Genomic DNA, 21,375 nt, shown 5'->3' on the forward strand with positions numbered 1-21,375 from the left:
CGCGCCCGACTGGAATCGTACCGGCGCGGAGCTGATCCGGAAGGGTGCCGCACCGCTTCAAATCCAAGCGGCGCCTGGGCCGTTGGCCGGTCGGTGCGGTGGCGGGGAGAGAGCGAACGGCGCCTCCGGCTCACGGGGGAACAAGCCGGAGGCGCCGAGTCTTAGTTGCGGGATCAACAATCTCCCGACGTGAAAAACCTAAGTCCTGACGACACCCCAGGTCAAGGGCGTGTCGCGGGTTCACCGAGGGTGCTGCGGACGATCCGCCCGGTGACTCCGTCGACCCGCAGGTCCGCGTACGGACGGCTCGGATCGCCGGCGAAGTGCGCGTGCTCCGCGCGGGCCCAGCCGGCCCAGAACTCCGCCAGGTCCGGGCCGTCCCGCAGCTCCCCGCGGGCCCGTGCCGCCTTGGCCTCCAGCTCCATCCACACCAGAGCCGCCAGGGCCGGGCGCAGCGCCCGCCGACCCGCGCCGACCCCCTCCACCAGCACCACCGGCGCCGCCGGGGCCCGCCGGACGCCCGCGAAGCGGCGCAGCGTCCAGTCGTAGACGCGGTACTCGGCCGTCCGGCCGGCCGCGAGCGGCTCCAGCACCTGCCGCCGCAGGCGTCCGACCCAGCCGAACGGCTCCTCGTGGGTGGCCAGGTCGTCCAGATGGACCACCGGGGCGCCGCCGAGCGCGGCGGCCAGCCGGCCGGCGAAGGTGGTCTTGCCGGATCCGGCGTGCCCGTCGACGGCGACCAGCCGGACGGGACCGAGGGACGGCGGGAGGGCTCGGTACTCGGCCGCGAGCTCGTCCAGGGGCTCCGGCAGGCCCGGAGGGTCGACCACCAGGCCACTCTAGGCCGCTCTCCGGGCAGTGATCGACTCGTGACAGTGACTGGCCAGGGGGATATCGGGCATACTCGCTTCGCCGCGCCTGTGAACGACCGTTCACTTCGCCCGGTGACGGTCCACCCGACCCGTCAGCCCCGTACCGGGCCCGCCACACCTGGGCCCGCCCGATCGAGGAGACGCAGCCATGAGCGCCGTATCCGCCAAGCCCGTGGACCGTCAGCTGCCCAGCGAGGAGGCCCGCGAGCTGCTCGGCCTGACCCGCGAGCTGGTGCAGAACGAGGTCGCACCGCACGCCGCCGCCGACGAGGCCGGCGACCGCTTCCCGCGCGAGGTGTTCCGCACCCTCGGCCGGGCCGGTCTGCTCTCCCTCCCGTACGGCGAGCAGTACGGCGGCGGCGACCAGCCCTACGAGGTCTACCTGCAGGTCCTGGAGGAGCTCGCGGCGGGCTGGCTGGCCGTCGGCCTCGGTGTCAGCGTGCACACGCTGTCCTGCCACGCGCTGGCCGTCTTCGGCACCGACGAGCAGCGCGACCGCTGGCTGCCCGGGATGCTGAGCGGCGAGCAACTCGGCGCGTACTGCCTGTCCGAGCCGCAGTCCGGATCCGACGCGGCCTCGCTGCGCACCCGGGCGGTGCTCGACGGCGAGGAGTACGTGGTCAGCGGCACCAAGGCGTGGATCACCCACGGCGGCCACGCGGACTTCTACAGCTCCATGGTGCGCACCGGCGAGGACGGCGCCCGCGGCATCAGCTGCCTGCTGGTCCCCGGCGGGGCGGCCGGTCTGTCGGCGGCCCCGCCGGAGCACAAGATGGGCATGCGCTCCTCGCCGACCGCGCAGCTGCACTTCGACGGCGTCCGGGTGGCCCGTGAGCGACTGGTCGGCGAGGAGGGCCAGGGCTTCCAGATCGCGCTGGCCGCCCTCGACTCGGGCCGGCTCGGCATCGCCGCCTGCGCGATCGGTGTCGCCCAGGCGGCGCTGGACCTCGCGGTGGACTACGCGGGCACCCGCCAGCAGTTCGGCCGGCCGATCGCCGACTTCCAGGGGCTGTCCTTCATGCTCGCCGACATGGCGACCCAGATCGAGGCCGGGCGGGCGCTCTACCTGGCCGCCGCCCGGCTCAAGGACGCCGGCCTGGCCTTCTCCAAGGAGGCGGCGATGGCCAAGCTGTTCTGCACCGACGCCGCGATGCGGGTCACCACCGACGCGGTGCAGGTGCTCGGCGGGTACGGCTACACCCAGGACTACCCGGCCGAGCGGTACATGCGGGAGGCCAAGGTGCTGCAGATCGTCGAGGGCACCAACCAGGTCCAGCGCCTGGTGATCGGCCGGCACCTGACCGGCCGCTGACGGGCCCCGGACGGGCCGCCCCGGCCGCGGCGGGCCTTCGGGTCAGCGTCGCGCCGGGGTGACCCGCTGGGCGGGCACCTGCGGGGCGTGCTCGACGGTGCGGACCGGGCCGGCGTGCGAGAACGGCTGGGTGCGCCAGTCCAGCTCGGTGGGCAGCGCGAGCAGCTCGGCGAGGTCGGTGCCCGCGTGCTCGGGGGTGTCGCACTCGGCGAGGTCGTCGGTGGCGGTGCCGGAGCCGGGGCAGACGGCGGGGGAGAAGGGGTGCCAGGCGGTCGGCAGGACGGCGTGCTGCGGCAGTCGCTCCTCGTCGCCCACGAGGGCGATCGGGCGGTCGCAGGACGGGCAGTGCACCCGGACGATCTCCCAGGTGTCGGCCTCGCCCGGGTCCGAGCCCGCGGTGGGGCCGAACTCGGCGTGGTCGTCCTCGGTGCGTTCGTGCTCGGCGTGGAGCGAGCGCTGGTCGGTGGTGGGCATCGGGATCCCCCTCGGATCGGGCCGGCCGCGGTAAGCCCGGGCCAACAGCAGCACTTCCCGCCGACGGACCGTCATAACCCTGCAGGTCGGCGCACGATGATGCACGGGGTGTGTCCTTCGCCACATTCTTCCGGCATGTGCCTCCTGCAATGCGCCGGTTCGGTATCACGAGGCCGCCGGCCGTCCGCTTCCGCGCCGGGGCCGCCGCGCGGGCCGGTTCCCGCCCCCGTGAGCTGCCGGGTCGGCGATCGGCGCTCCGGGGCGCTAGGTTTGCGCCTTGTGGAGGATCTCGACCAGCGCATCGTCCAGCTGCTTCTCGAAGACGGCCGGATGAGCTACACGGACCTGGGCAAGGCCACCGGCCTGTCCACCTCGGCGGTGCACCAGCGGGTGCGCCGCCTCGAGCAGCGGGGGGTGATCCGCGGCTACACGGCGATCGTCGACGCCCAGGCCGTCAACCTGGCGTTGACCGCGTTCATCTCGGTCAAGCCCTTCGACCCCAGCGCGCCGGACGACACCCCGGACCGGCTGATCAGCCTGCCCGAGATCGAGGCCTGCCACAGTGTCGCGGGCGACGAGAACTACATCCTCAAGGTCAGGGTGCCGGGACCGGGCGACCTGGAGGACCTGCTGGCCCGGATCAGGTCCGCCGCCGGCGTCTCCACCCGCACCACGGTGGTCCTCTCCACCCCGTACGAGGCCCGCCCCCCGAGGCTCTGACCCGGTGGGTCGGGTGCAGACTTGGGCCCATGACCGAACGCACCAACCGCACCGTCCTGCTGCGCGGCGGCAACGTCTACAGCCCCGCCGACCCCTTCGCCACCGCCATGCTGGTCGAGGGTGAGCAGATCGCCTGGGTGGGCAGCGACGGCGCCGCCGAGGCGTACGCGGACACCGCCGACGAGGTGGTGGAACTGGCCGGTGCGCTGGTCACCCCCGCCTTCGTCGACGCCCACGTGCACGCCACCTCGACCGGCCTCGCGCTCACCGGCCTCGACCTGACCGGCTGCCCCACCCTGCCCGAGGCCCTCGACCGGATCGCCGCCTTCGCCGCCGGCGTGCCCGCCGGCGTGCTGATCGGCCACGGCTGGGACGAGAGCAAGTGGCCCCAGGGCCGCCCGCCCACGCTGGCCGAGCTCGATTGGGCCACCGGCGGCGCCGCCGTCTACCTGTCGCGCACCGACGTGCACTCCGCGCTCGCCTCCACCGCGCTGCGCGCGCTCACCGCGGGCCTGGCCGAGCTCCCCGGCTTCCACCCGGACGGGCCGCTGAGCCGCGACGCCCACCACGCCGTGCGCGCCGCCGCGCTGGCCCACCTGACACCGGAGCAGCGCCGCGCCGCCCAGCTGGCCACCCTGACGCGGGCTGCCGAGCTCGGCATCGGCGCCCTGCACGAGTGCGCGGGCCCGCAGATCTCCTCCGAGCAGGACCTCGCCGCGCTCCTCGCGCTGGCGGCCGAGAGCGACGGCCCCGAGGTCTTCGGCTACTGGGGCGAGCTGGACGGCATCGAGACCGCGCGCCGCCTGGGCGCGGTCGGCGCCGGCGGCGACCTCTTCGTGGACGGCGCGCTCGGCTCGCACACCGCCTGCCTGCACGCCCCGTACGCCGACGCCGCCCACACCGGCACCGCCTACCTGAGCGCCGAGCAGGTCGCCGACCATGTCGCCGCCTGCACCGAGGCGGGCCTGCAGGCCGGCTTCCACGCCATCGGGGACGCCGCCATCGGCGCCGTCCTGGAAGGCGTCCGGGCCGCCGCCGACCGGGTCGGCCTCGCCCGGGTTAAGGCCGCCCGGCACCGGGTCGAGCACGCCGAGTCGCTGGACGACAAGGCGATCGCCGCCTTCACCGAGCTGGGCCTGACGGCCTCCGTCCAGCCCGCCTTCGACGCGGCCTGGGGCGGCCCCGACGGCATGTACGTCCAGCGGCTCGGCGCCGACCGTGCCGCCGCCCTGAACCCGTTCGCCGCGCTGCTGCGGGCCGGCGTCCCGCTGGCCTTCGGCTCGGACGCGCCCGTCACCCCGCTCGACCCCTGGGGCACCGTGCGGGCCGCCGCGTTCCACCGGACCCCGGAGCACCGGATCTCCGTCCGGGCCGCCTTCACCGCCCACACCCGCGGCGGCTGGCGCGCCCTGGGCCGCGACCAGGACGGCGTCCTGGTGCCCGGCGCGGTGGCCAGCTTCGCCGTCTGGGACGCCGCCGACCTGGTCGTCCAGGCCCCCGACGACCGGGTGGCCGGCTGGTCCACCGACCCCCGCTCCGGCACGCCCGGCCTGCCCGACCTCACGCCCGGTCACCCGCTGCCCGGCTGCCTGCGCACCGTCGTCCGCGGGCGTACGGTCTTCCGGGCCTGAGCCCGTCCCGGCCACGGGGTGACCTGGGACACCCCGTGGCCCGGGCGGATACTGGTGCGGGGTACCTTCTTCGGACGGCCCGCGACCGAGAGCTGGCACAACGAGAGAGGTGGTGTGCAGGTGGCACTGCCCGCAACGCAGGAGACACCAGCGATGGACGCGACGACGGCGACACCGGCCGCCGCCCGCCCCGGGCGGCTCGCCCGGATCCGCGCCGGTCTGCCCCGCACCGGCCTCGCCGTGCTCGCCGGCCTGCTGCTGGCCGCCGCCTTCCCGCCGTACGACCTGTGGCCGCTCTCCTTCGTCGCCGTCGCCGCCCTCTCGCTGCTCACCCGGGGCCGTGGCTTCCGCCAGGGCGCCTGGACGGGCTTCGCGCTCGGGCTGCCGTTCTTCCTGGCGCTGCTGTCCTGGCTGCGGGTGATCGGCTGGGACGCCACGATCGGCCTGTCGGTCGTCGAGGCGCTCTTCCTGGCCCTGCTCGGCGGCGGACTCGCGCTCACCTCCCGGCTGCCCGGCTGGCCGCTGTGGGCGGCCTGCCTGTGGGTCACCCAGGAGTGGGCCCGCGACCGCCTGCCGCTCGGCGGCTTCCCGTGGGGGCGGCTCGCCTTCGCCAACACCGCCAGCCCCGTCACCCCGCTCGCCGCCCTCGGCGGCGCCCCGCTGGTGACCTTCGCGGTGGCCCTCGGCGGCACCCTGCTGGCCTGGGCGGCGCTGCGGGTGCGCCGCGGCCCGCGCCGCTCCTTCCCGCTGGCCGCCCTGGGCGCCGGCGGGGCGCTGACGGCCCTGCTGGCCGGCTACCTGGTGCCGGTGCCCACCGCCGGTGACGACACCGTCAAGGTGGCCCTGGTGCAGGGCAACGTCGCGCAGCCGGGCATGGACTTCCTCGGCCGCCCGATGATGGTGCTCAACAACCACGCGGCCGAGACGGAGCGGCTCGCCGCCGACGTCGCGGCCGGCCGGGCGCCCCAGCCCGACCTGGTGATCTGGCCGGAGAACTCCTCGGACCTCGACCCGTACACCGACCCGGCCGCGTACGCCCGGATCGACGAGGCCGTCCGCAGGGTCGGCGTGCCCACCCTGGTCGGCGCCCTGGTGGACGGCCCGGACCTGCAGCACGTCCAGAACAACGGCATCGTCTGGGACCCGGCCACCGGCCCCGGCGCCTCCTACACCAAGCAGCACCCGGTGCCGTTCGGCGAGTACGTCCCGTTCCGCGCCGAGCTGTCCCAGGTGATCTCCCGCCTCCAGCGGGTCGCCCGCGACTTCTACCCGGGCACCCACAACGGCGTGATGCAGGTCGGACCGGCCCGGATCGGCGACGTGATCTGCTTCGAGGTCGCCTACGACGAGATCGTCCGCGACACCGTCAACCAGGGCGGCCGGGTGCTGGTCGTGCAGACCAACAACGCCACCTACGCCCGCAGCGGCCAGCCCGAACAGCAGCTCGCGATGTCCCGGCTGCGCGCCGTCGAGCACGGCCGCGCGGTGCTGATCGCCGCCACCAGCGGGATCAGCGCGGTGATCGCCCCGGACGGCTCGGTGGTCTCCCGCACCGAGGAGCTGACCCCGGCCGTGCTGAACGCCTCCGTGCCGCTGCGCGACGGACGGACGGTGGCCGACCGGCTCGGCGCCGCTCCCGAGTGGACGCTCGCCGTCACCGGCCTGCTGGCCTGCGGCTTCGCGGCGGCGGCCGGCCTGCGCCGCCGTCGTTCGGGTGGAACATCGACCGCCCCCGAGCCGTTGACCACACAGGTGCCGTAGTCGCGGCCGGAGTCCACCGGCGGTGCGGAGAGCACCCCGATGGAGTGGATTCGTACCGTGGCCCAGACAACTGACCAGGTCCGCCCGGCCCCCCGGGGCCGAGTGCGGCGCTTTCTGCCGCTCGCCGTCACCGCCTGGCTGGTGCTGGAGATCTGGCTGCTCACGGTGGTGGCCGGTGTGCTCGGCTGGTTCGCCGTGCTGGTGCTGCTGGTCGCCGGGGTCTTCCTGGGCGGCTCGCTGATCAGGCGGGCGGGCCTGAAGGCCTTCTCGGCGGCCGTCGAGCAGAGCCGGGACCCGCGGCCCGAGCAGGCCCAGACGGGCACCAGCCTCACGGTCCTGGCCGGCGTGCTGCTGATCGTCCCGGGCTTCCTGTCCGACCTGCTCGGCCTCAGCCTGCTGTTCCCGCCCACCCGCGCGCTCTGGCGGGCGCTCGGCCGACGGGTGGCCGGCCGGGCCCTGCAGTCCACCGCGCGGGCCGGGGCCGACCCTCTCGCCGACGCGCTGCGCCTGCAGGAGCAGCTGCGCATCCACCGGCCGGACGGCAAGGTGATCCAGGGCGAGGTCGTCGAGCACCCGCAGCCCGGCGCGGACGGCCCGGACACCGCCTACCGCCCGCCGATCGCGGGCTGAGCGGGCCCCGCCGAAGAACGACAGACGGGCATGGGAAGGGCCCCGGGCTGATGCCCGGGGCCCTTCCCATGCCCTGCCGCCGGAGCGGAGAGGCGGTTATGCGCTCTTACGGGTGTCGCGGGGATGGATCGCAAGATTCATCCCGCCGGAGCGGAGAACGGCCAGCCGTTCGGCCAGCACCTCCTCCAGCTCCTCCCTGGTCCGACGCTCCATCAGCATGTCCCAATGGGTACGCGTCGGCTTGACCTTCTTCTCCTCCGGCTCATCTCCGTCCAGCAGCATTGCCTCCTGGCCGCAGAACCGGCACTCCCACACCGAGGGGATCTCCGCCTCGACGGAGAAGGGAACCTCGAATCGGTGTCCGTTCTGACATGCATACTCGACGGTCTGGCGGGGAGCCAGATCGATGCCGCGGTCGGTCTCGTAGCTGGTCGCCCCGAGTCGCGTGCCGCGGAGAGCTCGCTCGCTCATGAATCGTGCCTCCCGGGCTTCTGGCCCACAGGACTAGTGGTCGCTGTCTTCGTCGTTCGGTCCAACGCTCGGCCGCCGACGAAGATTCCCGTCCCGGGACGGGCGTCGCCTGTCGTGCCGCCCCTGTTTGTACCCATCGTCGCCCGATTTGTCACATCTGAGCGGTGATATCACCCTCTGTGTCACATATTGTGCACATTGCGACCGCCTGATCGACGCAGCGACAGCCTATCGTCATGCGCTTGATGCTCGCTTGGTCATGACCGCCGCTCCCGGTCGCGTGACGCCCCTGACCGGGTCGGCCGCGGCCTACCAGACCGGGCGCGGCTGGACCGTCTGCGGGTCCTTCGCCAGCTCGACCACGCTCGCCGGGTCCGCCGAAACCGGTTCCTCCACCGGCGCGGCGACCGGGGCCGGGGTCGGCGCCGGCGCCTCGGTCCGGGTGTCGCGGTGCGGCAGCAGGGCGACGACCGCGTCCCGCAGCTGGGCCGACACCTCCTCGTCCAGCGGATCCACCGTGGCGGGCACCTGGAGGCGGACCGGGGCGGCGGCGCCCACCCGGGCGTACCCCCGGCCGAGGGGGGTCCGTGAGGCCGGCGCGATGTCCAGCGGTACGCCCAGCGCGGCGGCGGCGGTGCCCGGCGTGGTCGGCCCGAGCACCACCCGGGCCCGGCAGGTCGACCGGACGGTGGCGCTGATCCGCTCGCGGGCCTCGATGTCGTCCGCGAAGACCACCGTGACCCGGGCCGCCCGGCCGTGCCGCAGCGGGGTCTCCAGCAGGTCCTGCGGGTCGGGTCGGCCCTCGGCCTGGGCCAGCTCGGACAGCTCGGTGGGGTGGTCGAGCAGCAGCCACAGCGGCCGGGTGGCGTCCTCCGGCGCGGCGATGCCGTGGTGCCGTGCGGCGTTCAGCACGGTCAGCCGCCGCTCGGTCTCCTTCGCCACCCACTCCAGCGCCGCCAGCGCGCCGTGCAGGCTGGTCTCCACGGTGTGGACGCCGGGCCGGTTGACCAGGCAGGCGTGCTCCCCGGTGCCGGCGCCGTCGATCACCACCAGGTCGCCGTGCGGCAGGGCCTGCAGGGCGATCGAGCGGAGCAGCGAGGAGGTGCCGGTGCCGGCCGAGCCGAGCGCCAGCAGGTGCGGCTCGGCGGACCTCGGGCCGGTCCGCCAGACCACCGGCGGCTGCTGGGCCGACACGCCGTTCTGGACCACCGGGATGGTCCGGTGGCTGCTGTCGCCGTCGGTGAAGCCGAGCACGACCTCGCCGGGCGAGGTGACGAAGGGCTGCGCCGCGATGTCGGTGGCCAGCGCGGCCAGGGCGGTGACCTTGAGCCGGTTGGACTCCTCGTCCCAGTCGAAGCGGTACTCGCGGGCCCGGCCGGCCTTGCCCTGGACCACCTGCTCGATCCGGGCCCGGGCGGCCGGCTCGGTGTCGGTGAAGTAGACCGGGTAGGACAGCTCCAGGGAGGTCAGCCGCCCGTCGGCGTCGAACTCCCAGGCGTGGAAGACGTCCTTGTGGGCGCCGTCCGGACGGTACGGCGAGCCCAGTTCCTCGGGCCCGGCCAGGTAGGGGGTGAGGGCGGCGTAGAGCGCCGCCAGCTTGACCTCCTCGACGTCCGGCGCGGGGGTGGCGGACGCGCCCCTGGGCTGCCGCCCCACCCACGCCGCGCTCGCCATCAGGGCCACCGCGGCGAACAGCGGACCGTGCGGCAGCAGGGCGATGCCGACGGCGGCCGCGGCGCCGAGGAAGAGCGTCGGGCCCCGGCGGTCCTTCGGGGTCGCCGCCCAGCGCTCCTTGGCCCACGCGGCGTGGTGGCGCAGACCGCGCCCGATCAGGGCGAGCGGGGCGAACATGTCGGAGGCGTGGTCGCCGGCCGTGCGGGCGAGGTCGCGACCCCGGCTGAGGTGGCGGGTGAGAGGCATCGTGGGACTCCCCGGGCGGTGGGACGGCAGGTGGTGGTTGGCAGAAGGCCCGGGGCGGTGGGATCCGCGCCCGGGCCGTCGATCGGTGCCGCGGCTCAGAACTTCAGGCCGCCGATGAGGCTGGCCAGGCTGGCGCCGCCCGCCTGGATGCTCGGCGCGATGGAGGAGCCCGCGATGTAGAAGCCGAGGAGCGCGCACACCAGGGCATGCGAGATCTTCAGGCCGTCCCGGCGGAAGAAGAGGAAGGCGATGGTGCCGAACAGGACGATGCCGGAGATGGAGAGGATCACGGGTCTGCTCCTCGGAGAGGTGGGGACAGTGGTTACCGAAAGTGCCCTAATCGTGACAAAAAGTAATAGATGATGGAACGTCGCAAACGGGTGGATCTTGGCGGGGAGGCCGGATCGGCTGTGTACGTCCCGGGCCGTCGTGCCGCGCTTCAGGCGTCCCCGCCCTGCCGCACGGGGTTCCCCGCCGACCGGAAATTCGCTCGAACGGATGCGTGACCGCATGGCCCCGACCTCGTCCGCTACCGTGCCGTGTGCAGCCCCACGCGCCCATCCGCAGGTCATCCACGAAAGGTTTCCCATGGCCGACTCCGCAGCCAAGACGCCCGACGACTCGCAGGAGCCCGACGCCGAGGTCATCGCGCTGGCCGGCAGGCTCTTCGACGCCGCCCGGACCGGCGACTCGGCCCTGCTGGCCGCCTACCTCGACGCGGGCGCGCCGGCCGACCTCGCCAACGACCGGGGCGACACGCTGGTCATGCTGGCCGCCTACCACGGCCACGCCGACACCGTGCGGGCCCTGATCGAGCGCGGCGCCGACCCGGACCGGGCCAACGACCGGGGCCAGACCCCGCTCGCCGGCGCCGTCTTCAAGGGCGAGCCGGCAGTCGTCGACGCGCTGCTCGCCGGCGCCGCGGACCCGCTGGCCGGCACCCCCTCCGCTCTGGACACCGCCCGGATGTTCGGCAAGGAGGACCTGGTGGCCCGCTTCGAGAAGCGCTGACCCGGCCCCCGTACGCTTGACCCCCATGGAGATACGCACCACCGGGTACGGCCACCCGGACGCCGAGAAGCTGTCGGCCGAGGTCCAGCAGGAGTACGTCCGCCGCTACGGCGACATGGACCAGACCTCGATCCACCCCGACCACTTCGACCCGCCGTACGGCCTGTTCGTGGTGGTCTACCTCGACGGCGAGGCGGTCGCCTGCGGCGGCTGGCGGGTCAACGAGAAGGACGAGGAGGGGCTGGGCGAGGGCGACGCCGAGCTCAAGCGGATGTACGTGGTGCCCGGCGCCCGCGGCCGCGGGCTGGCCCGCGGCGTGCTGCGCCACCTGGAGCGGGGCGCCGTCGAGGCCGGGCGGACCCGGCTGGTCCTGGAGACCGGCAACAAGCAGCCCGAGGCGGTCGCGCTCTACGCCTCCGAGGGCTACCTTCCGATCGACAAGTTCGGTTACTACAAGGACCACCCCGACAGCATCTGCATGGGCAAGAGCCTGGTCCCGTCGGGGCTCTGACGGCCCGTCGGCGGTCGGCGCGGCGATCCCCGCGGGGAAATGCGCCGACCGTCCGGGCCGGATCGGGCATCATCGGATTCGATGGAACCCGACCTCAGCGCCATGGCCCGGCGGCTCGCCGCCGTCGACGGGGTGCTCGGCGTCTGCCTCGGCGGCAGTCGCGCCCGCGGCACACACCGGCCCGACTCCGACCACGACTTGGGCCTGTACTACCGCCCGCCGCTGGACACCGGCGCCCTGCGCGAGCTGGCCGCCGAGATCACCGGCCGCCCGGTCGAGGTCACCGAGCCGGGCGACTGGGGCCGCTGGGTCGACGGCGGGGCCTGGCTGGACTCCGAGGGCAGCCGGATCGACTGGCTCTACCGCGACCTCGACCGGGTCCGCCACTACTGGCGGGAGTGCCGGGCGGGCCGCTTCGAGCTGGGCGTCCAGGCGGGCCACCCGCTCGGTGTCTACTCGCACAGCTACGTCGGCGAACTCGCGCTGGGCCGGATCCTGGCCGACCCGACCGGCGCCCTGACCGGGCTCCGGGACGAACTGGCGCACTACCCGGGCCCGCTGGGCGACGCGCTGGTCGCCAACGCCAGGTGGGAGGTCCCGTTCACCCTCGCCGCGGCGAGGAAGGGCGCGGCCCGCGGTGACGCGTACTACCTGCACGGCTGCCTGTTCCGGGTGGTCGGCCTGCTCACCCAGGCGCTGCACGCCCGGGCCGGCCGGTGGCTGCTCAACGAGAAGGGCGCGGTCGACGCGTCCGGTCTGCTGCCCGGCGCGCCACCGCAGTTCGCGCCCCGCGCCCACGCGCTGTTCGGGCTCGACCCGGTGTCCGCGGTGGCCGCCGCCGAGGAACTCGCCGCCGAGATCCTCTGAGGCGGGCCGCTCAGGCCGTGTCCGAGTACACGTCCGGGGAGGGCTCCCGCGGCCGGCCGACGTGGGAGAGCGCGCTCGGCCACCACATGTGCCGGTCCAGATCGATGGTCAGCGCGGTGACCAGCACCGACCGGACCACCAGGGTGTCCAGCAGCACGCCCAGCGCCACCGCGAAGCCGATCTCCGCGAACCCCACCACCGGGAGGGTCCCGAGCACCGCGAAGGTGCTCGCCAGGATCAGCCCGGCGGAGGTGATCACCCCGCCGGTCGCGGCCAGGCCGACCAGGGCGCCGTCCCGGGTGCCCCGGTGCGAGGCCTCCTCGCGCACCCGGGTCATCAGGAAGATGTTGTAGTCGATCCCGAGCGCGACCAGGAAGACGAAGACGAACAGCGGGAACGCGTTGTCCTGGCCGTCGAAGTGGAAGACGTGCTCGAAGAAGAACGCACTGATGCCCATCGCGGCCGCGTACGACAGCACCACCGTCGCGATCAGCACCAGCGGCGCGACGGCCGCCCGCAGCAGCAGCGCCAGGATCGCCAGGACCACGCCCAGCACCAGCGGGATGATCGCCCGGTTGTCGGCGGAGGCGGCCCGGCCGGCGTCCAGGATGACCGCCGTGCTGCCGCCGACCTTGGCGTCCGCGTCGGGCACCGCGTGGACGGCGCCGCGGACCCGGTCCACGGTGTCCTTGGCGGCCTGGCTGTCCGGGGGATCGCTCAGCGTGGCCTGGAAGGTGGCCAGCCCGTCGTGGACGACCACCGGGGTGGTCGCCGAGATGCCCGGGGTCGTCTCGGCCGCGGCCCGGACGGCCTCCGCCGGGGCCACGTTGCTGATCACCGTGAGCGGCGCGCCGGTGCCGCCGGGGAAGTGCTCGACCAGCACCTGCTGACCGACCACGGAGTCGGGCGTGCCGGTGAAGGTGCCCGCCGTGGACAGACCGTTGGCGTTCAGCGAGACCAGCCCGACGCAGCAGGCGGCCAGCGCCAGCCCGGTGCCGATCCACACCTTGCGCGGCTTGCGGGCGATCCACGCGCCCACGTGCGCCCACCGGCCGGTCCGGGTGGGCTCCGCGGTGCCGTACCCGGGCTTCACCGGCCAGAACACCCAGCGGCCGCAGATCACCAGCAGCGCCGGCAGCAGGGTCAGCATCGCGGCCAGCGCCACCAGCACGCCGATCGCGCAGACCGGGCCGAGACCGCGGGTGGAGTTCATCTCGGCGATCAGCAGACACAGCATCGAGGCGACCACGGTGGCGGAGCTCGCCACGATGGCCGGACCGGCCCGGTGCAGCGCGAAGGCCATCGCCTCGTGCCGGTCCTCGTGGCGCCGCAGCTCCTCGCGGTATCGGGCGGTGAGCAGCAGTGCGTAGTCGGTGCCCGCGCCCAGCACCAGCACGATCAGGATGCCGGCGCTCTGCGCGTTCACCGTCAGCCCGGCGTGCTCCGCCAGCAGGTAGATCACCGCCTGGGCGACGAACAGCGCCACGCCGGCCGAGATCAGCGGCAGCAGCCACAGCGTCGGGCTGCGATAGGTCAGCAGCAGCAGGATCACCACGACCGCGACGGTGGCGAACAGCAGGGTGCCGTCGATCCCGGCGAACGCCTCGGCCTGGTCCGCGCCGATGCCGGCCGGGCCGGTGACATGGGTGGCCATCCCGTTGCTGCCGGCGGCGGCGGTCGCCCGCATGTCGTCCACGGCGGAGCGCAGGTCGTTCCAGCCCGTGGAGCCGATCTCCACCGGCACCACGGTCTGCATCGCCTGGCCGTCCTCGGACAGCTGCGGCCCGACCACCTTGCCGACCACGTGCGGCGTGGTGGCGAAGGAGGCCGCGTCGGAGGCGGCCTTGGCCCGGTCGGCCAGGGTGATGCCGCTCGGCCGTTCGTAGACCACGACCGCCTGCGCGGTGTCGACCGGCTGGAACGTGCGCTGCTCCACCAGGACCTGGGTGGACTCGGCGCTGCCGGGCAGCCAGCTGGAGGCCTCGTTGTCCTCCGCGTCCATCAGCTTGCCCGCCAGCGGGCCCGCCACGACGACCAGGATCAGCCACAGGGCCAGCACGACCCACTTGGTGCGGCGCCCGCACGGGAACGAGGCCAGCCTTCCGGACGGACTCATCTGATGCCCCCACAGGGTCTGTCGACTGGGACGAACACGCGTCCCAGACTGCCATCGGCCGATCCGCCCGGCAGCCCGAGCGGCCCGCGCTCCCCGCGGCGGCGGGACCGGCCCGCGGCCGCAAGGGTGAACGACGCCGGCCCGCACCAGGGCGGCGACATGCCCGGGGCGGACGGTGTGGACGGCACGGTTGACGCTCTGATCGAACGCGAGGGTGTGGTGCTGATACCGGCCTTCGACAGGGTGGTCGGCCGGACGGCGTGGTCGCCCACCCGCAGGGCGCGGCCTTCGTCGTGATCGAGCAGGTGCCGAGATGGCCTTCGGCGTGTCCGGCCGGGGGCCGTCCGCATTCGAACGGACCGCTCCGGTGCTCATGTGCGGCCGTCCGGGTGCCGAGAAGACGGGGGAAGGAGGATCATGTTCTGGCTGCTCGTCGTTCTCGGCTGTTCCACCGTCGCCCTCGTCCTCTTCCTCGTCGCGGCCCGCGCGGGGACCCGGAGCGAGGAGGACGACGGGTGAGCCTGCCCCCCGCCCGGGGGTCACGCGTCGGTCAGCAGGGCCTCGCGCAGCCCGGCCGACCGCCGTGCGGACAGCCCGAGGCCGTCGCGCAGGTAGCCGTCCGTACCGCCCCACCGGTCCCGTACGGCCGCCAGCGCCGCCAGCAGGTACGCGGGCCGGGCCTCGAAGATCGGGCGCAGCAGTGTCCACAGCTCCGAGCCGGGCTCGGGGACGGACCCGTCGGCCCGCCGGAACCGGTGGCTCTGGGCGGGATCGTTACTGAGCAGGTAGTCGGCCATGACGGCGTCCTCGGGGACGCCGAGGGCCAGCAGGACGACGGCGACCGCCCAGCCGGCCCGGTCCTTGCCCGCGGAGCAGTGGACGACCGCCGGCAGTCCGCCGGGCGCGGTGAGCGCCCGCAGCACGCGGCCGTGCTCCACGGTCCGGGTGAGCACGCGGCGGCGGTACGCGTCGACCATCTTCCGTTCGCCGCCGCCGTCGCCGAGTTCGGCCCGCAGGGTGGACAACTCGCCCTGGCGCAGCAGGTGGTAGAACTTCGCTCCCTCCGCCGGGTCGGTGAGGGCGACGGACAGCCGGGTGGTGCCCGGGATCGGGACGTCCGCCCGGTCCACCTGGAGATCGGCCGTGCCGCGAAGGTCGATCACCGACCGAAGGCCCAGGCCGACCAGCACCGACACGTCCTCGGGAGTGGCCCGGGCGAGATGGCCGCTGCGGAACAGCAGCCCGGCCCGGACGGCCCGGCCGTCGGCCGCGCGGAGCCCGCCGACGTCCCGGAAGTTCCGGACGCCGGTGAGGACCGGCGTACCGCTGTGCTCGACGGGCATGGCTTCCTCCGGACGGCCTCGGCAGGTGCTCCGAGCCTAGTCGCGGTGGCGTCCTGCTTCTCGGAGTGCGCAAGGACCAGCCCGCCGTCGATGTCCACGGTCACGTGCCCGTCGGCGGCCGGACCGTTCGCCCCGGCCGGCTCCCGGATGCGCGAAATTGCTTCGGCCCGCGCCGACCGGATCGCGGGCGAGGGCCTTCGGTCCGGCCGCGGCGAGGGCGTCGATGAGCCGGGAGCCCGTGGGGTCGGATGCCACCGGGCCGGACACGTCGGGCTCGGCCCGCAGCATGGCGGCATCGGCGAGGCAGTCGCCGCCCGGAGCCGTCGCCAGCGAGACGTCCAGCAGGACCTTGCCCGGGTCGTGCACCGCCTGCGGCTTGCGCCAGGGCGCCCACGGCCGCCGATATCGCGTCGTCCAGGCCGGACTTGCGCACCGTCTCGGCCTGTGAGACCACCGAACGGCCACCGTCCCCGACATGAACACGCGGGTAGCACCCGATATGCTTCTTCACCTGGGAGGTGCCTGCGACCGGAGTGGGAACAAGGGCCTCGACAATCCGCATCCTTGCTGGTCGTGGGCACTTTGTGTGTTTTACCTGACCACCTGTCGGACACCACACTTCATGACATGACGATGGGGTGAATGCGATGCCGCTTGAGGGCGAGTACGAGCCGAGTCCGGCGCAGTGGGTGCGCGATCAGGTCGAGCTGTACGAGAGTTCGGGCGGCACGCAGGGATCGACGCTCTGGAACACGGGCCTGCCCGTCGTCATTCTCACGACGCGCGGCGCGAAGAGCGGCAAGATCCGCAAGATCCCGTTGATGCGCGTGGAGCACGAGGGGCGGTACGCGGCCGTGGCCTCGAAGGGCGGCTTCCCGCGTCACCCGGTCTGGTACTTCAACGTCAAGTCCGACCCGCACGTGGAGCTCCAGGACGGGTCCGTACGCCGGGACATGACGGCCCGTGAGATCGCCGGGGATGAGAAGGCCGAGTGGTGGGAGCGCGCGGTCGCCGCGTATCCGCCGTACGCCGAATATCAGGAGAACACCGACCGGGTGATCCCCGTCTTCGTACTGGAACCCGCGCGCGGGTAGGACCCCTCCGGCGGCCCGTAGACGGCCCGGAGGAGACGGGCTGACGGCTCCCGCCTGGAGGAATCGCAGGCGGGAGCCATCAGGGGTGGTCCATCAGAGCAGGGTGCTCCAGTAGTACCAGAAGCGGTTGAGCACCAGCAGGGCGATGCCGAGGTACCAGACCGCCGGGACGATCCAGTGCCGGCGGGCGACCGCGCCCCACCAGCGGGGTGCGGGCAGGACGCCCGTCCGCATGTTGTGCAGGGTGGTGTACCAGAACAGCGGCAGCGCCACGGCCCAGACCACCATGCAGTACGGGCAGAGCGCGCCGATCTCGTACAGCGCCTGGTCGATCAGCCACACCACGAAGCCGAGGCCGAACAGGGTGCCGGCCTGGAGGCCGAGCCAGAACCAGCGACGGTGGGCCGCCCCCGCCAGGAGGCCGGCGCCGACCGCGGACAGCGCACCGAAGGCGGCCAGGCCGATCAGCGAGTTGGGGAAGCCGAAGGCCTCGGCCTGCTCGGTGCGCATGATCGAGCCACAGCTGATGATCGGGTTGAGGTTGCAGCCGGGCCGGTAGTCCGGGTCGGCCAGCAGGCGGATCTTGTCGACGGTCAGCACGGCCGAGGCCGCGAGTCCGAGCAGGCCGCCGACCAGCAGCAGCCAGCCGAACCGGCGGCCCGCGCCGATCGGCGCGGGGGCGGTCACGGGGTCAGCCGCCGATCGTCTGGGTGACGAGGGTCTTGAACTGGTCGCCGCTGACCGGACCGGTCTTGGTGAGGATGGTGAGCTGCTTGCCGTCCAGCTTCACGGTGGGGGTGCCGGTCACGCCGCTGTCGTTGAACGCGTTCGCGACCTTCGCGGCCCAGGGCTTGTACGTGCCCTCGGTGACGGCCTTGGTGAAGGCCTCGGTCTTCAGCCCGGGCACCTGCTCGGCGAGCTGGAGGATCCGGTTGACGTCGCCGAAGCCGTCGACGCGCTCCTCCGGCTGGTTGGCGAACAGCACGTCGTGGAACTGCTTGAACTTGTCGACGCCCTCGTTGAGCGCCGCCCCGGCCGCGGCCAGCGCCGTCTTGGAGCCCTTGCCGCCGAGGTTGTTGTCCAGGAACGCGGCCAGGTTGTACTCGATCTTGTAGGTGCCGTCGTCCGCGAGCTGCTGCACGGTCGCGCCGGCCGAGGACTCGAACTGCTTGCAGATCGGGCAGCGGAAGTCCTCGTAGACCTTCAGGGTGTGCGGGGCGTCGGCCTTGCCGTAGACCACGACGGTGCCGTCGGGGCCGGACGCGTTGGCGGGGACGACCAGGGCGGAGCCCGTACCGGAGGCGGCGGCCGCGGTGTCGGTGGAGCCGCCGTTGGCCTTGTCCGCCGTGCCGATGGCCAGGGCGGTGGCGCCCGCGACCACGGCGATCGCGCCGACCACGGACGCCGCGACGATCACCCGGCGGCGGACGGCCGCACTGCGGGCCTCCGCCAGCTTCGCCTGCTTCATGCGGTCACGGGGGGAGAGGGGGGTCTGCTGGTTGTTGCTCATGATGGTCCGTCGACTCCTGGACTGCGGCATGCCGCGCGGACGCGCGCCGGGCATGCGGGAGGGGTGGGTTGGCCTGTGGGGCCGGCCGAGCCCTCCGGGGAGGAGCCGTCAGCCGGCGAGCACGAGAGCCGGCGGACCGCGCCGCGGCGCGGGGGTGAGGATCAGCTGGGCCCGGCGCAGCAGGGGCCGCTCGGCCTCCGGGGCCGGCGTCAGCGCTGCGGGGCAGCCGGCGAGCGGGCTGCTCGGCAGCAGGGCACGCCAGGGGGCGGGCAGCAGGGCCCGTACGCCGCGGACGGCCTCGGCGAGGCCGGTCAGCGCGCGGTCGCCGAGCCGCAGCCAGGCCGCCGCGACCAGGGCGAGGCCGAGGTGCACCAGCAGGACCAGCAGCTTGACCCAGCCGCCGGAGTGCCCGGCCCAGTCGGTGAGCAGCGAACTGCCGCCCACCGAACCGCCGCCGCAGACCAGCAGGTCGACGCCGTGGCCGGGGGCGGCCGAGGCGCAGGTGTCCTGGCCGAGGTTGAAGGCGGTGTTCAGCAGCAGCTCGACCGGGACCAGCACGGCGGCGATGTGCGGGAAGCCCCGCCGGGTGCCCGAGAGGGCCGTCGCGAGCACGAACACGGCCGCGGAGGCGACGGCGACCAGGGCGAGCGGGAGCGCCCGTCCGGTCAGCAGGACCTGTCCCAGGGCGGCGAGCGGCACGGCGAGCGCGGTGAACACCGCTGCCCGCAGGGCCCTGGTCGCCTGGTTCTCGGTCATGGTTCCGGAGTATGTCACGGGCGCCGGGCCCGACGGGAGGGCGCATCGGGTGGTCGCACGCCCGTTCGCCAGCCGGTCGTCCCGGACCCGGCCGGCCGTCGTGTGCCCCCGGTGCCCCGGGGGCCCGGGCGGACACGGCCCGTCGGGCCGGCCGGCGGGCGGGGCCGGGGCCGCCGGTCCGTCCGCCGCCTGTGGTGAGTGTCACCGGCGGGGCGGGGGTTCGAGCGCCGTCACCCGTGGGGGTGGTGGGTACGGGAACCGGTCCGGCGGCCGCGGTGGTGCGCCGAGAATCGGGTGATGGACGCGTTACCGGGAAGCCCGTCGCAGGAGCTGCCGCACCTGCCCCACCTGCCGCAGCTGCTGTACCTGACCCACGTTCCGGACCTGCCGCACCCCCTCCCGGTGCCGCGCCCGCCGGCCCCGACCCCGGCCGACGCGTGCCCGACGGGCCCGGCCCCCACGCCGACGCCCGGTGACCCCGCTCCGAGCCCGTCGGCCGGCACCGACCCCGCACCCACCGTGACCCCGGCACCCACCGCGACCGCCGCACCCACCGCGACGGCGGAGCCCGCGGCGGCCACGCCCACCCCGGCTCCCGTCGCCGCCGGCCGGGCCCCGGCGCACTCGAAGGCCGCGGTCGCCGCGGTGCCGCAGGCCGGGCCGCGGCCGACGAAGACCGTCGCGCCCGTCGCGCTGCCGGCCCGGACGGACCCGCCGCCCGCCCCGCCCGCGCCGCCGCCGTCGGGAGCGCCCGGTACCGCCGTCGCCGTGCCGCCGCCCCCGGTCGCGGCGCCGCCGTCGTCCGCACCTGCCCTGGACCCGGTGGTCTGGGCCGCGGTGCTCCTGGTCACCGTCCTGATCCCGGCGGCGATCGCCGCGCTCGTCCACGCCGTCCACGTCCCCAGGAGCCGTAGTTGAACCTGTTCGCCTTCGTCGGTGCCGCCGCCGCCATGGCCGTCGCCCTGCTCGGACTGGCCGTCGGCCACCGGTTCCGGGCCGTCCCCGAGGAGGGGGCCGAGCCGGCCGATCCGCACCCGGTGCTCTCCACCATCGGCTCGGGCCTGCTCTCCGGCTTCGTCCTGCTCACCGGTTTCCTGGTGGCCACCGGCTGGGCGGCCCGCACCACCCACGTGCTGCCGCCGGTCGGCCTGTACGCGGCGGACATCTGTGCCGGGATCGCCGTCCTGCTCTACCCGTCCCTGGCCGGTCTCCCGGTGACCGCGCGGCACGTGACCGCGGTCTCGTTCTTCGGCGCCCTGGTCGGCTACACCCTTGCGGCGGCGATCCAGCTCCGCCCCTGAACCAGCCCAGGGCCCGGCCGTGCGAGGCAGGGGGAACCGCGCTCTGATCCGGCACGGTCGAGCGGACTCGACCTAGGCTGGACGTGTGGGAGAGGGAGGGCGAAGGCCGTGCCGCAGCGCGAGGATCGGGCAGAGCAGACCGCCGGGGCGGTGGTGGCCGCCCGGATCGCGGAGCTGACCGCGCGGCTGGCCGCGCTGGCCCCGGCCGTCCGCGCCGAGGAGCCCGACTCGGTGCACCAGATGCGGATCACCTGTCGTCGGCTGCGCAGCACCCTGCGGGTGTTCGGCCGGCTGCTCCCCGACCAGGGCGGCGGCGGCCCCGACGCCGTTGCGGCGGAGCTGGCCTGGCTCGGCGGCGCGCTCGGGCGGGCCCGGGACTGCGAGGTGCTCGGCGCCCGCCTGCTCACCCTGGCCCGCGGGCTGTCGGCCGCGGACGGCCGGGAGGACCTGGTGGCCGACCTGACCGAGTGGGAGCGCGAGCAGCTGCTGCTCGCCCGCCCGGAGGTGCTGGCCGCCCTCGACGGACCGCGCTTTCCCGCCCTGTCGGCCGCGCTCGCCGGTCTCTGCGCCGGCCCGGTCCCGCCCGGCCGGGCCCGCGGCCCCGCCGGCCCGGAGCTCGCCCGGGCGGTGCGCCGGGAGTACCGCCGCACCGCACGGCGGGTCCGGGCGGCCGAGCGGGCGACCGGCCCCGCGGCGGAGGTCGCCCTCCACGACGTCCGCAAGGCCGCGAAGCGGGCCCGCTACACCGGTGAGGCGGCCGGCCCGGGCGCCGCCCGGTTCACCGCTCGGATGAAGGCCGTGCAGGACGTGCTCGGGCGCCATCAGGACGCCGTGATCGCCTGCCACACACTGCGCGGTCTGTCCGACGGCGGCTTCGGCTACGGCGTGCTGTACGGGCAGCAGCTCGCCGCCGCCGCCCGAGCCCGCGAGGAGTTCCCGGACGTCTGGCGGCAGGTCCGGAAGCCGCCTCGCCCGTGAGCGTCCGCCCGTGAGCGTCCGCCCATGGCCACCGGCCCGTGACCACCGGCCCGCGACCGCCCGCGCGTGACCACCGGCCCGTGACCGCCCGCCCGGT

At 74.5% G+C, this 21,375-nt stretch carries 22 protein-coding genes and 1 pseudogene; 12 read left to right on the forward strand and 11 right to left on the reverse strand.

Going from position 1 to position 21,375, the window contains the following annotated elements; translation table 11 throughout:
* Positions 1 to 221 precede the first annotated feature (221 nt).
* Positions 222 to 830, reverse strand: coding sequence for a uridine kinase (locus OG871_RS32145; RefSeq protein WP_371501584.1), 609 nt, complete (start codon positions 828 to 830; stop codon positions 222 to 224).
* Between the two features lie 190 nt (positions 831 to 1,020).
* On the opposite strand from OG871_RS32145, the gene OG871_RS32150 reads away from it, so the two are divergent.
* Complete coding sequence (locus tag OG871_RS32150; protein WP_371501586.1) at positions 1,021 to 2,184, forward strand: acyl-CoA dehydrogenase family protein; 1,164 nt, start codon at positions 1,021 to 1,023, stop codon at positions 2,182 to 2,184.
* Positions 2,185 to 2,226: 42 nt separating this feature from the next.
* Here the strand turns inward: OG871_RS32150 and OG871_RS32155 are convergent, their stop codons facing one another.
* Positions 2,227 to 2,658, reverse strand: coding sequence for a hypothetical protein (locus OG871_RS32155; protein ID WP_371501587.1), 432 nt, complete (start codon positions 2,656 to 2,658; stop codon positions 2,227 to 2,229).
* 279 nt (positions 2,659 to 2,937) lie between these two features.
* Between OG871_RS32155 and OG871_RS32160 the strand changes: the two genes are divergently transcribed.
* From OG871_RS32160 to fxsA, 4 genes are all read left to right on the forward strand, one after another.
* Positions 2,938 to 3,378, forward strand: coding sequence for an Lrp/AsnC family transcriptional regulator (locus OG871_RS32160; protein WP_371501588.1), 441 nt, complete (start codon positions 2,938 to 2,940; stop codon positions 3,376 to 3,378).
* A gap of 29 nt (positions 3,379 to 3,407) precedes the next feature.
* Complete coding sequence (locus OG871_RS32165) at positions 3,408 to 5,009, forward strand: amidohydrolase (protein ID WP_371501589.1); 1,602 nt, start codon at positions 3,408 to 3,410, stop codon at positions 5,007 to 5,009.
* A 153-nt stretch (positions 5,010 to 5,162) separates the two neighbouring features.
* Positions 5,163 to 6,770: an apolipoprotein N-acyltransferase gene (lnt, locus tag OG871_RS32170; RefSeq protein ID WP_371501590.1), complete on the forward strand. Its 1,608-nt coding sequence runs from the start codon at positions 5,163 to 5,165 to the stop codon at positions 6,768 to 6,770.
* Between the two features lie 57 nt (positions 6,771 to 6,827).
* Positions 6,828 to 7,400 carry an FxsA family membrane protein gene (gene fxsA, locus OG871_RS32175; RefSeq protein WP_371501591.1) on the forward strand — a complete coding sequence of 191 codons (573 nt, stop codon included), beginning with the start codon at positions 6,828 to 6,830 and terminating at the stop codon, positions 7,398 to 7,400.
* Between the two features lie 96 nt (positions 7,401 to 7,496).
* On the opposite strand, the gene OG871_RS32180 is transcribed toward fxsA, so the two are convergent.
* The 3 genes from OG871_RS32180 to OG871_RS32190 all read right to left on the reverse strand — a co-directional run bounded on the left by OG871_RS32180 (position 7,497) and on the right by OG871_RS32190 (position 10,081).
* The gene (locus OG871_RS32180) at positions 7,497 to 7,871 is read right to left on the reverse strand and encodes an RNA polymerase-binding protein RbpA (RefSeq protein WP_033821386.1); all 375 of its coding nucleotides are present in this window, start codon (positions 7,869 to 7,871) and stop codon (positions 7,497 to 7,499) included.
* A gap of 309 nt (positions 7,872 to 8,180) precedes the next feature.
* A complete protein-coding gene (locus OG871_RS32185; protein ID WP_371501593.1) occupies positions 8,181 to 9,791 on the reverse strand; it encodes an FtsK/SpoIIIE domain-containing protein in 1,611 nt (536 codons plus the stop codon).
* 95 nt (positions 9,792 to 9,886) lie between these two features.
* Entirely contained in the window at positions 9,887 to 10,081 is a 195-nt protein-coding gene (locus tag OG871_RS32190; protein ID WP_033817540.1) for a hypothetical protein, read from the reverse strand.
* 298 nt (positions 10,082 to 10,379) lie between these two features.
* On the opposite strand from OG871_RS32190, the gene OG871_RS32195 reads away from it, so the two are divergent.
* From OG871_RS32195 to OG871_RS32205, 3 genes are all read left to right on the forward strand, one after another.
* Complete coding sequence (locus OG871_RS32195; RefSeq protein ID WP_371501595.1) at positions 10,380 to 10,802, forward strand: ankyrin repeat domain-containing protein; 423 nt, start codon at positions 10,380 to 10,382, stop codon at positions 10,800 to 10,802.
* A gap of 25 nt (positions 10,803 to 10,827) precedes the next feature.
* Positions 10,828 to 11,313 (forward strand): GNAT family N-acetyltransferase, encoded by a 486-nt coding sequence (locus OG871_RS32200; RefSeq protein WP_371501596.1) that lies wholly within the window; start codon positions 10,828 to 10,830, stop codon positions 11,311 to 11,313.
* Between the two features lie 81 nt (positions 11,314 to 11,394).
* Positions 11,395 to 12,180, forward strand: a complete 786-nt coding sequence (locus OG871_RS32205; protein ID WP_371501597.1) for a nucleotidyltransferase domain-containing protein — start codon at positions 11,395 to 11,397, stop codon at positions 12,178 to 12,180.
* 10 nt (positions 12,181 to 12,190) lie between these two features.
* On the opposite strand, the gene OG871_RS32210 is transcribed toward OG871_RS32205, so the two are convergent.
* The 3 genes and pseudogenes from OG871_RS32210 to OG871_RS32220 form a co-directional block, all read right to left on the reverse strand.
* Positions 12,191 to 14,296: an MMPL family transporter gene (locus tag OG871_RS32210; protein WP_371501598.1), complete on the reverse strand. Its 2,106-nt coding sequence runs from the start codon at positions 14,294 to 14,296 to the stop codon at positions 12,191 to 12,193.
* 539 nt (positions 14,297 to 14,835) lie between these two features.
* Positions 14,836 to 15,639, reverse strand: a complete 804-nt coding sequence (locus OG871_RS32215) for a tyrosine-protein phosphatase (RefSeq protein WP_371501599.1) — start codon at positions 15,637 to 15,639, stop codon at positions 14,836 to 14,838.
* 38 nt (positions 15,640 to 15,677) lie between these two features.
* Positions 15,678 to 16,150: pseudogene (locus OG871_RS32220) on the reverse strand (transposase); the annotation flags it as partial.
* A gap of 136 nt (positions 16,151 to 16,286) precedes the next feature.
* On the opposite strand from OG871_RS32220, the gene OG871_RS32225 reads away from it, so the two are divergent.
* Positions 16,287 to 16,733, forward strand: coding sequence for a nitroreductase family deazaflavin-dependent oxidoreductase (locus OG871_RS32225; protein ID WP_371503483.1), 447 nt, complete (start codon positions 16,287 to 16,289; stop codon positions 16,731 to 16,733).
* Between the two features lie 93 nt (positions 16,734 to 16,826).
* On the opposite strand, the gene OG871_RS32230 is transcribed toward OG871_RS32225, so the two are convergent.
* From OG871_RS32230 to OG871_RS32240, 3 genes are all read right to left on the reverse strand, one after another.
* Entirely contained in the window at positions 16,827 to 17,420 is a 594-nt protein-coding gene (locus tag OG871_RS32230) for a vitamin K epoxide reductase family protein (RefSeq protein WP_371501600.1), read from the reverse strand.
* A 4-nt stretch (positions 17,421 to 17,424) separates the two neighbouring features.
* On the reverse strand, positions 17,425 to 18,243 hold the full coding sequence (locus tag OG871_RS32235; RefSeq protein ID WP_371501601.1) for a DsbA family protein: 819 nt from the start codon (positions 18,241 to 18,243) through the stop codon (positions 17,425 to 17,427).
* A gap of 108 nt (positions 18,244 to 18,351) precedes the next feature.
* On the reverse strand, positions 18,352 to 18,999 hold the full coding sequence (locus OG871_RS32240; protein WP_371501602.1) for a hypothetical protein: 648 nt from the start codon (positions 18,997 to 18,999) through the stop codon (positions 18,352 to 18,354).
* 297 nt (positions 19,000 to 19,296) lie between these two features.
* On the opposite strand from OG871_RS32240, the gene OG871_RS32245 reads away from it, so the two are divergent.
* The 3 genes from OG871_RS32245 to OG871_RS32255 all read left to right on the forward strand — a co-directional run bounded on the left by OG871_RS32245 (position 19,297) and on the right by OG871_RS32255 (position 21,278).
* Entirely contained in the window at positions 19,297 to 19,917 is a 621-nt protein-coding gene (locus tag OG871_RS32245; protein WP_371501604.1) for a hypothetical protein, read from the forward strand.
* Positions 19,914 to 20,300, forward strand: a complete 387-nt coding sequence (locus OG871_RS32250) for a hypothetical protein (RefSeq protein ID WP_371501606.1) — start codon at positions 19,914 to 19,916, stop codon at positions 20,298 to 20,300. Before OG871_RS32245 ends, OG871_RS32250 begins: the two co-directional genes overlap by 4 nt.
* Before the next feature lie 108 nt (positions 20,301 to 20,408).
* Complete coding sequence (locus OG871_RS32255) at positions 20,409 to 21,278, forward strand: CHAD domain-containing protein (protein WP_371501608.1); 870 nt, start codon at positions 20,409 to 20,411, stop codon at positions 21,276 to 21,278.
* Positions 21,279 to 21,375 lie beyond the last annotated feature (97 nt).

It is taken from the genome of Kitasatospora sp. NBC_00374 (assembly GCF_041434935.1).
In the GTDB taxonomy this organism is placed as follows: Bacteria; Actinomycetota; Actinomycetes; order Streptomycetales; family Streptomycetaceae; genus Kitasatospora.

Coding starts and splice junctions, on each gene's coding strand:
- OG871_RS32150 (WP_371501586.1), top strand. CDS start 1,021: ATGAGCGCCGTATCCGCCAAGCCCGTGGACCGTCAGCTGCCCAGCGAG.
- OG871_RS32155 (WP_371501587.1), bottom strand. CDS start 2,658: ATGCCCACCACCGACCAGCGCTCGCTCCACGCCGAGCACGAACGCACC.
- OG871_RS32165 (WP_371501589.1), top strand. CDS start 3,408: ATGACCGAACGCACCAACCGCACCGTCCTGCTGCGCGGCGGCAACGTC.
- lnt (WP_371501590.1), top strand. CDS start 5,163: ATGGACGCGACGACGGCGACACCGGCCGCCGCCCGCCCCGGGCGGCTC.
- OG871_RS32180 (WP_033821386.1), bottom strand. CDS start 7,871: ATGAGCGAGCGAGCTCTCCGCGGCACGCGACTCGGGGCGACCAGCTAC.
- OG871_RS32185 (WP_371501593.1), bottom strand. CDS start 9,791: ATGCCTCTCACCCGCCACCTCAGCCGGGGTCGCGACCTCGCCCGCACG.
- OG871_RS32195 (WP_371501595.1), top strand. CDS start 10,380: ATGGCCGACTCCGCAGCCAAGACGCCCGACGACTCGCAGGAGCCCGAC.
- OG871_RS32200 (WP_371501596.1), top strand. CDS start 10,828: ATGGAGATACGCACCACCGGGTACGGCCACCCGGACGCCGAGAAGCTG.
- OG871_RS32205 (WP_371501597.1), top strand. CDS start 11,395: ATGGAACCCGACCTCAGCGCCATGGCCCGGCGGCTCGCCGCCGTCGAC.
- OG871_RS32210 (WP_371501598.1), bottom strand. CDS start 14,296: ATGAGTCCGTCCGGAAGGCTGGCCTCGTTCCCGTGCGGGCGCCGCACC.
- OG871_RS32215 (WP_371501599.1), bottom strand. CDS start 15,639: ATGCCCGTCGAGCACAGCGGTACGCCGGTCCTCACCGGCGTCCGGAAC.
- OG871_RS32225 (WP_371503483.1), top strand. CDS start 16,287: ATGCCGCTTGAGGGCGAGTACGAGCCGAGTCCGGCGCAGTGGGTGCGC.
- OG871_RS32235 (WP_371501601.1), bottom strand. CDS start 18,243: ATGAGCAACAACCAGCAGACCCCCCTCTCCCCCCGTGACCGCATGAAG.
- OG871_RS32240 (WP_371501602.1), bottom strand. CDS start 18,999: ATGACCGAGAACCAGGCGACCAGGGCCCTGCGGGCAGCGGTGTTCACC.
- OG871_RS32245 (WP_371501604.1), top strand. CDS start 19,297: ATGGACGCGTTACCGGGAAGCCCGTCGCAGGAGCTGCCGCACCTGCCC.